The 13157-nt window shown below is 41.3% G+C and carries 13 protein-coding genes and 3 pseudogenes; 15 read left to right on the top strand and 1 reads right to left on the bottom strand.

What is annotated here, in order from left to right:
* Positions 1–29: 29 nt before the first annotated feature.
* Positions 30–686 carry an NAD(P)-dependent oxidoreductase gene (locus KJS65_RS06775; protein WP_213649128.1) on the top strand — a complete coding sequence of 219 codons (657 nt, stop codon included), beginning with the start codon at positions 30–32 and terminating at the stop codon, positions 684–686.
* A 236-nt stretch (positions 687–922) separates the two neighbouring features.
* Here KJS65_RS06775 and KJS65_RS06770 read toward each other — a convergent pair whose 3' ends face one another.
* Entirely contained in the window at positions 923–1807 is an 885-nt protein-coding gene (locus tag KJS65_RS06770; RefSeq protein ID WP_280531307.1) for an AraC family transcriptional regulator, read from the bottom strand.
* A gap of 138 nt (positions 1808–1945) precedes the next feature.
* Here KJS65_RS06770 and KJS65_RS06765 point away from each other — a divergent pair, with 138 nt between their 5' ends.
* The 14 genes and pseudogenes from KJS65_RS06765 to KJS65_RS06705 all read left to right on the top strand — a co-directional run bounded on the left by KJS65_RS06765 (position 1946) and on the right by KJS65_RS06705 (position 12634).
* Entirely contained in the window at positions 1946–3328 is a 1383-nt protein-coding gene (locus KJS65_RS06765; RefSeq protein WP_244864415.1) for an MATE family efflux transporter, read from the top strand.
* A 56-nt stretch (positions 3329–3384) separates the two neighbouring features.
* Positions 3385–4014, top strand: coding sequence for a sugar O-acetyltransferase (locus tag KJS65_RS06760; protein WP_213649127.1), 630 nt, complete (start codon positions 3385–3387; stop codon positions 4012–4014).
* A gap of 136 nt (positions 4015–4150) precedes the next feature.
* The gene (locus tag KJS65_RS06755; protein WP_213649126.1) at positions 4151–5473 is read left to right on the top strand and encodes an MFS transporter; all 1323 of its coding nucleotides are present in this window, start codon (positions 4151–4153) and stop codon (positions 5471–5473) included.
* Between the two features lie 99 nt (positions 5474–5572).
* Positions 5573–5731: a hypothetical protein gene (locus tag KJS65_RS06750; RefSeq protein ID WP_213649125.1), complete on the top strand. Its 159-nt coding sequence runs from the start codon at positions 5573–5575 to the stop codon at positions 5729–5731.
* A complete protein-coding gene (locus KJS65_RS06745; protein ID WP_244864414.1) occupies positions 5704–6018 on the top strand; it encodes an RDD family protein in 315 nt (104 codons plus the stop codon). Before KJS65_RS06750 ends, KJS65_RS06745 begins: the two co-directional genes overlap by 28 nt.
* A gap of 13 nt (positions 6019–6031) precedes the next feature.
* Positions 6032–6187, top strand: a complete 156-nt coding sequence (locus tag KJS65_RS06740; protein WP_213649124.1) for a hypothetical protein — start codon at positions 6032–6034, stop codon at positions 6185–6187.
* Positions 6188–6493: 306 nt separating this feature from the next.
* Complete coding sequence (locus tag KJS65_RS06735) at positions 6494–6901, top strand: NUDIX domain-containing protein (protein ID WP_213650679.1); 408 nt, start codon at positions 6494–6496, stop codon at positions 6899–6901.
* 239 nt (positions 6902–7140) lie between these two features.
* A pseudogene (locus KJS65_RS30235) lies at positions 7141–7251 on the top strand (NUDIX hydrolase); the annotation flags it as partial.
* Positions 7250–7954 (top strand): YjjG family noncanonical pyrimidine nucleotidase, encoded by a 705-nt coding sequence (locus KJS65_RS06730; protein WP_374706141.1) that lies wholly within the window; start codon positions 7250–7252, stop codon positions 7952–7954. The pseudogene KJS65_RS30235 and the gene KJS65_RS06730, both read left to right, overlap by 2 nt.
* A 431-nt stretch (positions 7955–8385) precedes the next feature.
* Positions 8386–8628, top strand: a pseudogene (locus KJS65_RS06725) (HTH domain-containing protein); the annotation flags it as partial.
* A gap of 322 nt (positions 8629–8950) precedes the next feature.
* Positions 8951–10414: a sensor histidine kinase gene (locus KJS65_RS06720; protein WP_213649122.1), complete on the top strand. Its 1464-nt coding sequence runs from the start codon at positions 8951–8953 to the stop codon at positions 10412–10414.
* 16 nt (positions 10415–10430) lie between these two features.
* Entirely contained in the window at positions 10431–11126 is a 696-nt protein-coding gene (locus tag KJS65_RS06715) for a response regulator transcription factor (RefSeq protein ID WP_213649121.1), read from the top strand.
* A gap of 125 nt (positions 11127–11251) precedes the next feature.
* Positions 11252–11470 (top strand): annotated as a pseudogene (locus KJS65_RS30080) (S-layer homology domain-containing protein); the annotation flags it as partial.
* Between the two features lie 222 nt (positions 11471–11692).
* Positions 11693–12634: a DUF4822 domain-containing protein gene (locus KJS65_RS06705; protein WP_244864560.1), complete on the top strand. Its 942-nt coding sequence runs from the start codon at positions 11693–11695 to the stop codon at positions 12632–12634.
* Positions 12635–13157: the final 523 nt, after the last annotated feature.

The raw sequence follows: 13157 nt of genomic DNA, 5'->3' as shown, positions 1-13157 counted from the left end.
TGAATCTCTTTTTGGAGGGATCATTATCCATGAAAAATTCAAAATCAACATTCTTAGTATTTGGTGCAACCGGCAGAACTGGCCAACACTTTGTTTCCATAGCGCTTAAAGAGGGTCATAAAGTAAAAGCCTTAGTTAGAAATCCAGAAAAAATTAAAATACAAAATATAAATTTAGAGCTAATCAAAGGCTCCATCACAAATTATGAAAATATTGACGAATTATTAGATGAAGTCGACTTTGTAATTTGTATGCTTGGAAATGCTCAGGAACAAAATAAGGCGCCAATCAATACGATCTTTATTAAGAAGCTTATCCCAGCTATGCGGCGACAAGGTGTAAAACGTTTCCTATATCAGGCCGGAGGACTCACGCGTCGATATAAAGAAAGACTCCCTTTTATGACTTGGATTCTTAGAAATACTATAGCTAGATATAACGGTCTTCTCGGTCAGCATAAAGATAATGAAACTGTAATTGAATATTTAGTTGAAGAAGCACAAGATGTGGATTGGATTGTGCATAGGGCAGGCATAATCTCAGACGGTCCTTCGAAAGGAATATTGAAAAGAGATCGAACAAAGATTAGCCTTGCAACTCATATAGATATTGCTAAATATAACTTTCAGGTCATTAATGATGATTCTGCAATTCATACTTACGATTTGAGCTACTACAAAAAATAAACTTACTTCCAACGGGACCACGAATAGAAGGATCGACTGATAACCGAAAACGGAGGCGATGCGACAGATCGACATGAAAAGAACAACTTTTTATCGTTGGATCAGAGAAGTTGAAGCTCAAAGGGACAAATCATGAACTTAATTAAAAAAAGTCATAACCATGGATCGTGGTTGTGACTTTTTTTAGTAGCTGCCGGGGAGGAAGTTTTATTCTTAATTGAGCTATTGCCCCAAACTTATTTATTAAGAAGTTCTATTCTAAGGGCTTGTTTTCTGTAATTCTGCGGAATCAATCCGATTTGTTTACGGAAAATCAATGTAAAGTAGCTTGCACTTTGAAATCCGCAGGCTATTGCTATTTCACTTATAGATCGGTTCGTTTCTTTTAGCATTTCGCAGCTTTTTTGAATCCGGTAACGTGATAGATACTCATTTGGAGTTTGTCCTACGAACGTATTAAACAATTTACAACAACGGCTTCTGCAAACGGTCCCTGCTGCAGCAATATCGTTAAGGGTTATTTTATATTCATAGTTTTGATGAATGAATCCGGTCATTTTCCAGACAATGGTCCATGATTGTTCGTTGTCATTATACCCGGCACTTTGTTGCACATGATCTCCTACAGAGGCGCAAAGGGATAATGCCAGGGACAGGAGCCGAAGCGGGTTATGTGGTTCACGGGTGTGCATTTCATCATAAATTTCTTGAATGTTAAGCAAAATTTCCCGCTGCCAAGCAATTTGATCAGTAAGCAATAAAAAGTCATCCATATTAGTCCCGAATTTTTGGTCAGCGAACTTCCTTGCCAGGGACGCTTCCTCACCAAGAAGTGAAGGATGGATGACGATCACGATGAAAGTACAATCGATCTGGTCCTGGGAAAAACCATAGTGCATGCGTTTGCTATTTACAAAAATTCCATTCCCCTGATCGATTCGAATCGTTTGTCCGTTTACAAAGTAATCCATAGATCCTTTAAGAACCATAATAAATTCTACATCCGGGTGCCAGTGGCACGCAGCAGAATAATTGTAAAACTGCTGCAAGTTTCCTTTTCGTACATAGAGTAGTAAATCTGATAGGTTATAATCCAGGCGCTCGGATAGGTCTGAAAACACTTCTAATGATTTAATCTTCAGGTCACCTCGTTAAAATACATACGATTTTTATAGTACTATAACCAATTTTAATGGATATTAGTTTTTATTTATACTATCTTTATAACATTATGAGATACGTGAGGGAAGGGGAACGGGGTGAAAAAACATATCCAATTTGAGAAACCCTTGAATGTTAATTTCAGAAGAGAGTTAATGGTACTCGTTGTACCAATTGCATTACAAAACCTGGTTTCGGCTATGGTTATTTCTGCAGATGTTTTCATGTTGGGTATGATTAGCCAGTCTGCGATGTCGGCCGTATCACTCGCCGGACAAATCACTTTCGCATTGACCTTATTCTATATGGGGTTGTCAACGGGAGCGGGAATACTTACCGCACAGTACTGGGGAAAGAAGGATTTAAAAACGATACAGAGGGTTCTCAGCATCTCCTGCATGTTTTCTTTCTGTATATCTGTTTTCTTTTTTTTGCTTTCCATCTCATACCCAGGCATGCTGATGCGAATTTTTACAGATGATGACGAGTTGATTCACTATGGTGCAAGGTTTTTGCAATTGAATTCGTTTTCTTATCTAGCGATGGGAATTTCACAGATGTATCTCAGTGTTATAAGAAGCATGGAAAGTGCAAAGCTAAGTGCATGGATAAGTTCGGCTTGTCTAGTTATGAATATTATATTCAACTCGTTTTGTATCTTTATCTTTTTTCCCGGCAAGCCCGAACTTGCGATCACAGGAGTTGCCCTAGCAACGGTTTGTGCACGTTTCATTGAATTAGGCTGCTGCATTGTGCACTCTGTTACACGGGGCTCCATTCGCTTTCAACTGCCGTTACGTGATGGAATACAGCGGGAATTGCTTAAGGATTTCTTCAAGTACACCATGCCCGTACAAGGGAATTATATCGTCTGGGGCGGGGCCTTGACTGCAACAGCTGCCATTATTGGCCATGTAAGTGCCGATATGGTTGCAGCTAATTCCATTTCGTCAGTCGTCAAGAACCTGGCCATTGTATTATGCGGCGGCATTGCCAGCGGTGGTTCTGTGCTAATCGGGAAATATCTGGGGGAGGGTGAGATCGAGAAAGCCAAACATGCTGGTAACCGAATGAATGTATATGCTTTGATTTTTGGTACACTGGCAGGTTGTACTATTTTGTTAGTGAAGCCACTGGTTTTCTTGATGGTTAGTTTAAATGCTACAGCTCAACATTACCTCGATGGAATGATGTATATCTGCGCTTATTATTGTATCGCCAAATCAATGAATTCGACGACCATTGCAGGTATATTCACGGCTGGAGGGGATTCCAAATTTGGTTTTTGGTGTGATGCCATAGTGATGTGGGGCATTATTTTGCCATTAGGCTATCTATGCGCTTTTGTTTGGCAGGTGCCGCCTATCCTGCTGTTTGCAATAATTAGCCTGGATGAAATCATAAAACTGCCAGTCGCTTTGATTCGGTATCGTCAGTACAAGTGGCTTAACAATATTACAAGGAATTTTGCGGAAACCTGATAATAACGATATGGTATTGTCCGAATAAATCAAGGGTGATAAAAGGAGAGCTAAGAATGAATATCCAAGAACGAATGGCAAGCTGCCAGTTATTTACTGACCATGACGCTAATTATCCAGAAGAAGCTGCAGCATTGGCACGTGCGCGCCAGCGTGGCAAGGTACTGTGTTTTGAAATCAATCGTTTGCATCCTGATGATACGGCAGGACGTCAGGCTTTGATGAAACAGCTTTTCGGGAGCATGGGTGAGAACGTGTGGATGGAGCCACCCATTCGCATGGCGTATGGCTCGAACACTACGATAGGCAATAACGTTTATATTAACTTTAATTTAACCGTAGTAGATGACTATAAGGTTACGATTGGAGACGACGTCATGTTTGGCCCCAACGTAACGATCGCTGTAACCGGCCATCCTGTACATCCAGAAAAGCGTAAAGAAAGCGGAATGTATGCTCTACCCGTAGTTATCAAAGATGGGGTGTGGGTTGGTAGTGGGGCAATTATTTTACCAGGCGTTACTATTGGAAAGGGGAGCGTCATCGGTGCTGGGAGCGTAGTAACCAAGGATATTCCCGAGAACGTAATCGCTGTGGGAAATCCATGTAAGGTTCTTCGTGAAATCACGGACCATGACAGAGTATATTACCATAAAAACATGCGTTTCGATCAGGTTGAATGGTAGCGATTGTGGAGCGCCGTTGGCCAAGTCTACTTATAGGCTGAAATATTCAAAAGGCAGTGAATTGAAGTACGGCACGACATTATAGAGAGTGTTACATGATCAACATTTGAACACCCATAGTGCAGCGAAAGCACACATGATCCTAACAGGACAAAAGTGTGCTTTCTTTTTACCATCGGCATTTATTGCGACAGATCAGTCATTTATAAGCTGTTTCTTGGACTTCAGTCCATCCCATTTCAGGAGGTCAAACATGAACCACGCATTAACGACTCGTCAAATTTATTTATGGAGAATCGCCATCTATTTTATTTTTGCATTGCCCGGTTTTGCTATTGCCTCTTGGGTGTCACGCACACCAACGATTCGGGATGCTTTAGAGGCATCAACAGCTCAAATGGGCTGGATCATTTTTGGATTGGCTGTAGGCTCCATTGTCGGACTATTAAATGCCAGTCATCTAATTGCACACAAGGGCGGCCGCTATGTTATGGTGGTTGGTCTCATTGTCAGTTCGATTGGACTTATCATCGTAGGCTTTGGAGGCTCTTGGCTCACAAGCCGGATTGTTGTTTTTTTGGGATTGGCTGTGTTTGGATTTGGAAACGGAATATGTGATGTGGCAATGAATGTAGAGGGGACTGCGGTAGAAAGAGCAGCTAAAAAGTCCCTTCTTACAGGCTTTCATGCTGCGTTTAGCGTAGGAACATTGCTTGGCGCAATGGCCGGATCGGCCGCAATTAAGATCGGAATGTCAGTCCCTGCTCACTTGGTGCTTGCCGTTTTAGCTATTTTGATATTTAGTTTCTTTTTCTGTCGTCTGGTTCCTGCAGGAACGGGAAAGGAAACAGACGGGAGTTCGACAGATCAGCCAATGAGCGCCAAGGAACGCATGGCTGTATGGAAAGAGCGGCGTACCGTTCTAGTTGGTATGATTGTACTGGGAATGGCTTTTGCAGAGGGCTCAGCAAATGACTGGCTGCCACTCGCTATGGTGGATGGATACCAGGTCACACCAGCCACTGGTTCATTCGCTTTTGGGCTCTTTGTGGCTGCGATGACGATTTGCCGTGCAGCCGGTGGCTTTTTCCTTGACCGATTTGGGAGAGTCATTGTTCTGAGGGCATCCGCTCTGTTTGCTATTGTCGGTTTACTTCTTGTTATATTGGGGCAAAATTATACGTTTGCCATCGTAGGCGTTATTCTATGGGGGTTTGGTGCGGCTTTCGGATTTCCAGTTGGCCTTTCGGCAGCGGGAGACGACCCCCGTGGAGTAGCGGCAAGGGTAGGTGCAGTATCCACAGCAGGATATCTTGCATTTCTTGTTGGACCACCAGTTTTGGGGATTATTGGACAGTCAGTGGGTCTGCTTCGTGCATTAATTGTTGTACTTATCGCTGTAAGTATCGCTGGTTTTCTGTCCAAATCCGCGAGTCCGATCAGAGAGAAACAAAAATAAAATGGACATCAAACACCGCTAGGAGCACTCCGACAAACACGAGTGTTACAGGCTATTGGAGCTCAAATTTTATTCTTTATATGAAATGGAGGTAATTCAATGAACATTACAATTCTGGGATGCAATACTATAGGATTGGTCTATGTCAGTAACTTGGAAGGCATGCCTGGAATCCGTGTAGCTGGCATATTTAATTTGAATGAAGAACGGGTCTCCAAAGTGGGCAAGCTGTGCCAGGCATCAATTTATACAACCTGAAAGAGCTTCCAAAACACATATATGCTAGGCTATATGATTTTCTAATTCCGGCGATGTTTAGCGGTTATTCATTTGGGAAGATGCTTTTCGGCATCCGTATTGTTAAACTAGATGGAAGCAAAGTAAATATAGGAGCCATGTTTATGCGCACGATTATCGGTGGAATCATCTACTGGATTACTTTTGGAATTGGAACGATTGTGAGCTTATTTATGGTGTTATTACGTGAGGACAAAAGAGCAATTCATGACCTTATCGCGGGGACGTATGTTAAAAGCGACGATTAAGGAGCGATTACCTATGGATTTTCGCAATCCTCCGGGACATTATGACCCGAATGTACACAAAAGACGTCATGACGAGAACCCGGAAAAGGGACTCGTGTGGAATACAGTTAATTTACTCATCACTGTAGCAATTATTGTTTTGGTAATTAACCTGATAAGACTCTTCTAATTTTTTCTTTTCCCTTTATTGAAGAGAATCACTTGAAGATAATGGTGACAAAACCCGTTCACATCTCCATGAGCGGGTTTTCCTTAGTCAAAATAGAATTTTGAGACGGTGCCCAGTAGCTATCGAAATCATTGAGAATATAAAAACCCTGGAATATGGTTGGAAAGTATATACCACAACATATGGAGTTATTTACGAAGTTCGTAGAAAAGACGTTAGATGAAAGTGACGAAATACAATGTTGCTGTGGGAGAGATCAATGATGCCAATATGTATAAACCGAAAGGGTGATATTTTTGAGGACTCATTAATATCACTGAGGATCAAGTCGATAACACTGACTTTAATCCAATTACACATGCATTTGTCGTTGCAAAAAGTAAAAATGGATTTTTATTATTATATAATAACTGGAAGAATAATTGGGAATTAGCCGGTGTTATGATCGAAGCTGGGGAGACATTAAGAGAATGCGCAATAAGAGAAATGCTTGAAGAAACCAATCAAATTCCAGAAAGATTCGAGTTCAAAGGATTAATGAAGTTCACATTGAAGAATGGAAGGGTCGAATACGGGGGATTATTTAGTGCAGACATTGAACTCGAAAGGCCCTTTTTGAACAATGACGAAGCAACCAAGATAACTTTTTGGGATGGAACTGAAGATATTGGATACATAGATGAAATCGATAAAGAATTATTGAAGTACTATTAAGAGCTATTCTGTCAGTGATTCGAGAAGACGTCACCATCATCTAACAATGTATTCACGCTTCGGGACCTACGTCTCTCGGCCCGCCAGATGGATTTCGAGGAAGCAGAATCAGGCAACACACCTGCGAGGCTAAGTCCTGTCGGTCCCGGTCACTTTGCGACCTTAAACCTCTCGGCGTTGTGAATACGGGAACGTTATATAAAATCTGATCAAACCTAGTAATGAAGGGATTAATGTTGATGAATAATCCTCCGAAGCACTTTATATCCGCCGCTGCGATTGTAGTGAATAATGAAAACAAGATTTTATTACTTAGAGGACCCGAAAGAGGATGGAAAATGCCAGGAGGTGTGTTTTCTGCGATATGATGTAGTATTATTCGATGTGGATGATACATTAATTGATCACAATCATTCTGAGAAATATGCATTAACAAATGTATTTAAAGATCATGGAATTAATATTAATTCTTCTTATATTGAAAGTTTTAGAAAGATTAATCATGATCTATGGAATGAATACGTAAATGACAAACTTAAACTAGAACTTAAACAGTTAAGAACAGAGAGATTTGTAAGACTTATATCAAAATATGAATTACAGATAGATCCAAACCATTTTAGCGAACAATATACTAAGCATTTGATTGAAGGATCTCTTTTAATTGATGGGGCAATTGATTTATTCAGGTATCTTTCAAATAATGGATATAGAATCGTGATAATAACGAATGGAATTAATGAAGTACAGATTAAGAGAATAAATCAATCAGAACTAAGTAATACATTTGAAGTAATCGTAACCTCTGAAGATGCTGGATATCAAAAGCCTCATACAGGAATCTTTGATTATGCATTTAGAAAAATAAATGTTTGGAATAAAGAAAGAGTCATTATTGTAGGTGATTCTTTAACCTCTGATATTCAAGGTGGTATAAACTATGGAATCGATACTTGTTGGTTTAATCCAGGGAGAAAACCCAATAAACATGGAATTACACCAAAATATGAAATAAGAGAATTAAAAGAAGTTAAAGATATCCTAGAAGGATAATACTAGGATATCAACGTATTCACATGCTTCGCATTCGCCCCTAGGTCCGGTCGGAGGTAGAAGAGGGCGGATGTGAATTCAACCGGACGGGCGGGTTATTTTCAATATAAAAAACTCACGCATTTGATTAAAGCTCCATCTCCTAAATTCATTGAAAAGGGCAGATTAATTAATTTCTGCCCTTTTCATAATTTAACAATAAAATTTAATATTAGATAAGAAAGAGGTTGATGTATTGGCTTTCAAATATTTGGATATTTTTATATATGAAAATCCTTAGTATAACTTATTGTTTATATATTTTCCTGATAGTAATAATTCATGATAGTATATCAATACCGAATCGATAGTAGGGAAATCGAGCTATCAAAGGGGAAACAAGTTGAGAAGCTGCCGCGGGCACTCTTTTTATATGTAAATTGTATTTAGAAATGGAGGAATCAGCAGGCGTGACCGAAAAGCTAATTAGCAAAGAAGAGTGTGAAAAACTTTCAAAGAATAGATACGTTGTTCGAATTAGCGAAAAATCAATCACGTATTCAGATGAGTTCAAACGACTGTTTATCGATCAATATATGATGGGGAAAACACCGAAAGAGATTTTCGAGACGCATGGTTTTGATGTGAACATCATTGGAATAAATCGAATAAAGCAAAGTGCGGGCCGTTGGAAGAAGACGAAGTCGGTGTTATAAATGTCCCTTGTGATTCCTCTTTTGTTACTTGTAATAAAGCTTCAAGTGCAAATTAAAACGAAAACCCCGATTACCTGCATACTCCGTAATGCATCCATCACCCACCTTTTCCATATATCAAATTTCTCGAAACTGAACGTTTGGGAGGGGGGAGGAGCTCCCCTCTATAGCTTAAGAATCAACAGCGACCCGCTAAACCGCAGCCTGGAGATCATCTACCGCTCGGACCGATATTTGAGCCAAGCCACCAAAACATGGAACGAATTCAAACCTATTTTCAAACTCAGGGGTGGAGTATAAGGTGTCTATACGGATTAAATTATTACTGTCTTATACGGGGATGCTGGTCATCAGCTTGCTCGTATTTATACTGACCGCCAGCCTGTTCACCATCGCGGCTACGGGCGATATTCACAGCTTTCGGGATTTCTATAATGTCCATTATCAGCTCAACCCGTTGACCGAGCAGGAAGAGTCCATATTTCTGGAACTTAAATATCTTGCAAAAAACGAGCCGGATCAGCTTCAGAATAACCAACTTTTGCAGGACTATGACTTCAAGCTTAAAACGGTCCGTGCAGGTCTATATGTGCGTCGTGAAGACTCCCAGGTATTCGAGTCGCATACATTTAACCAGCCTGAACTCAGGCAACATCTGCCTCTTTATGATTTGAACAATAATCAGATCCGCAGCACGTTTAATATCGGGGAGAGGTTTTATGCGTATGCCAAGTTCGATTTTCTGTATTCCGATGGCAAGAAAGGGAGCGTCTTTGTCATTCGTGAGCGAAGTCCATTTGGCGAAGTAACGCGCAGACTGTTTCCGATTATTATTCTTGTTCTCATCGGTCTAATCGTCATTGCGAATGTGCTTTTATACCGTTGGATCACCAGGAGTGTCGTTAAACCGCTTCATTTGCTGCGAAACTCAGCTGAGCATATTCAGGAGGGCAACCTTCAGTTCTCGCTAGATCTGGATTCCAAGGACGAAATCGGTCAACTGAACGAGGCATTCGAGAATATGCGGCAAAGGCTTCAGGAGTCTGTCCAACTCAGACTGCAGGATGAAGAGAATCGGAAGGAATTGATTTCGAACATCTCACATGATTTGCGAACGCCAATCACGAACATCAAAGGTTACATTGAAGGCATACGTGATGGGGTCGCAGACACGCCGGAGAAGATGGACAAGTATGTAAACATTATTTATTCCAAAGCCGTCGATTTGGATAAACTCGTTGACGAGCTGTTCCTTTATTCGAAACTTGATCTAAGACAGGTTCCGTTTATGTTTGAGCATGTCGATATTGTTAATTTCCTGGACGATTGCATTGACGAATTGCACTATGTCATGGAGGAAAAGGCTATTGAGCTAAAGTGGGACAAACGCCCTCATCAAAGCATCCAGGTTATTGCTGATCTGGAAAAATTAAAACGTACCGTACTCAATATCATTGAAAATGCCCAAAATTTTATGGATAAACAGCACAAATTCATTCATGTCTCCGTACAAACTTCCGCAACATGGGTCACAGTCGAAATCAAGGACAATGGGATGGGGATCTCACGTGAGGATATGCCGCATATTTTCGAACGTTTATACCGTGCAGAACGGTCTCGCAATTCAGCGACGGGCGGGAGCGGACTGGGACTCGCGATCGCCAGTCAGATCATCGCAGAACATGGCGGTCGTATTTGGGCGGAAAGTGAACCGGGAGCAGGTACAAGCCTATTTTTTACCCTGAAACGAACAACAAACCTATAAAGGAGGCTTAATAAGCATGACGGCGCGCATTCTCATCATTGAAGACGAAACGACAATTGCCCAGCTGGAGCGGGATTATTTTGAACTGAACAGTTTTATTGTTGATTTATGCCATTCAGGAACTGAAGGGTTGGATCTTGCTCTTCACAGCGACTACGATCTTGTGATCATCGATCTGCAGCTTCCCGGCATGAACGGCTTTGACTTATGCAGCCAAATCAGACAGGCCAAGGAAGTTCCGATTCTGATCGTTTCGGCAAAAAAAGAAGAAATCGATAAAATTCGTGCATTTAATCTTGGCGCTGACGATTACATTACGAAGCCCTTTAGTCCCAGCGAACTGGTTGCCCGGGCCAAAGCTCATCTGACGCGATACGAACGGCTTTTGGCAAGGCAGCAGCATGTACAGAAATCCGAGATCCAGATCCGCGGCCTGGTCATTGATCAATCTGCCCGCAGGGTGCATGTACGCAATCAAGAGGTGATATTTACGACCCGAGAATTCAATCTGCTGAAATTTTTAGCAAGCCATCCGAACCGCGTCTTCAGCAAAAACGAACTTTTCGAGCGGATCTGGGGCATGGATTCGAACGGAGATATCGCGACGGTCACCGTTCATGTCCGCAAACTGCGGGAAAAAATCGAAATTGATCCCTCCAATCCGCAGTACATCGAGACAGTCTGGGGCGCAGGCTACCGATTCACCGTCTGATATTTTTAGAAACTGTTAATATAATTTTTAGAAACTGTTAATCCCTTGTTTCTTGGGAGTTTAGGAGTCTCCTTTATTATAGAGTTATGACAAACAACGAACTTGCTCGTTGATCATTAAGGAGGATGACACCTATGAATAAATATTCTACGAAATTGGCAGCATTCATGCTTGCGGCGGCGCTGGGAGCAACGGCCCTTCCATTTAATGCGCTGCATGCGGAGGCTGCTTCCGTAAAGCTTTCTGCAGAAGAGATCCAGCAGGCGATAAGCTCGCTCACTCAGCTTCATGTCATGCAAGGTTATGAAGACGGCTCGATGGCCGTTCAAAATCAGATTACCCGTGCTGAATTGGCAAAAATGATCATCACGACCTTCAACCTACAGGGCAAAGCCCAAACGACGGCAAGCTTCACCGATATTCATCCGCAGGCATGGTATTATCAATACGCCGCCGAGGTGGTAGGACAAGATATTATGCAGGCAAAAGACGGGCGCTTTGATCCGCGTGGCACGGTGTCGGATGCCGAGCTGGTACAAATCGCAGCCAAAGCGCTCCATCTCGACGTGAAATCGGTGAATTCCTGGGCGGAACACTTTTATGTCGAAGGAGGCAAAGCAACACGCGGTCAAGTGGCATATCTGCTGAACACGGCATATAAAGCGATTCTTTCACCAAATGCTAGGATCATAAAAGGTCAGGAAATGGCTGACATTCTTAGCAGCACAGATTGGCAAGGTACAAGAGTATACGACAAAGATAACAACGACTTGACAAATGAAAATGCAAACTTCATTGGTCTGGCGAAATATGATGTAAAGTCAGGAAGATATGAATTTTTCGATGCTAAAACAGGTGAAAGTCGTGGCGATAGAGGGACATTCTTTATTACGAATGACGGGGAAAAGAGGATATTAATTTCAGAATCAATGAATTATCAAGCAGTTGTTGACATGACAAAACTAAATAAAAATGTTTTCACATATAAAAGAATGGGGAAAGATGCTCAGGGCAACGATGTAGAGGTATTTGTCGAGCATGTTCCATATCAAGGAAAAAAGCTTGCTTTTACTGATTCGGACAAGCCGTTGAATGCTACTACAGGAGATATTAATAAAACCGTAGATGGAGATCAAATTTTAGGCAGTACCCTTTGGCATGGAACAAAAGTATTGGATGAGAATGGCAATGATGTAACAGAGTATAATTCCAATTTTATAAGTCTGGCAAAATTTGACGACAAGTCTAATAAATATGAGTTTTTCAATGTTAAAACAGGCGAAAGCCGTGGAGATTATGGTTATTTCGATATTGTACATGAAAATAAAATAAGAGCCCATGTTTCCATTGGAAAAAACAAGTATGGTATCGCGGTTGAACTTACAGAGCTTAATCATAATAAATTTACTTATAAAAGAACGGGGAAAGACAAAGACGGAAAAGATATAACCGTATTCGTTGAACATGAGCCTTATGAAGGTAATTTCAATCCAACATTCGCTTTTTAAAAACATCGAACCGATGAACTAGTAATCAGAGGAGCTGTTTCATCAAGTGAATTGGTGCACACCGTAGACAGCTGCCCTTAGTTAATGTATAGAAATGAATAAAAGGCGGCATTAGGGAATTATCCCTGAGTCGCCTTTTCTGATTTTGCTCCGGGTTGCTTGCCATAGAGTAATGATGGAGATAAGCTTGACCATTGTGGAAAATAAATCAATAAACGCCGAACTGATTGATGTAAGTGAGCTTGGGAGATGCGGCTGCTGTCGAGAAGTTTCTTAGGGGGACTCCGTTGAACCTATAGATGCGAATCTATACGTTTATGGTAATAATGACCCCTTAAATAATGTTGACCCAGATGGTAACTTTGCTTGGGCAGCAGCAGGAATTTACTTGATTCCAGGAGTTGGGGAAGTAGCCCTTGGGATTACCTTTGCAGTTGGTGCCGGAATTGCTGTCGGCTATGGAGTTATCAAGGGTGGGATGAAAATTATTATTCTTTAAGAACCTTTAGGAGGAAAAATAGAC

This window comes from Paenibacillus sp. J23TS9, from assembly GCF_018403225.1.
In the GTDB taxonomy this organism is placed as follows: Bacteria; Bacillota; Bacilli; order Paenibacillales; family Paenibacillaceae; genus Paenibacillus_AQ.
Note: the sequence above shows the minus strand (reverse complement) of the source record. Positions and strands in the feature narration are given on the sequence as shown.

Bases quoted from the DNA above. Each gene is read 5' to 3' on its own strand.
- KJS65_RS06740 (WP_213649124.1), top strand. From the start codon at position 6,032: ATGGATTTTCGCAATCCTCCGGGACATTATGACCCGAATGTACACAAA.
- KJS65_RS06775 (WP_213649128.1), top strand. From the start codon at position 30: ATGAAAAATTCAAAATCAACATTCTTAGTATTTGGTGCAACCGGCAGA.
- KJS65_RS06760 (WP_213649127.1), top strand. From the start codon at position 3,385: ATGAATATCCAAGAACGAATGGCAAGCTGCCAGTTATTTACTGACCAT.
- KJS65_RS06715 (WP_213649121.1), top strand. From the start codon at position 10,431: ATGACGGCGCGCATTCTCATCATTGAAGACGAAACGACAATTGCCCAG.
- KJS65_RS06750 (WP_213649125.1), top strand. From the start codon at position 5,573: ATGAACATTACAATTCTGGGATGCAATACTATAGGATTGGTCTATGTC.
- KJS65_RS06755 (WP_213649126.1), top strand. From the start codon at position 4,151: ATGATCCTAACAGGACAAAAGTGTGCTTTCTTTTTACCATCGGCATTT.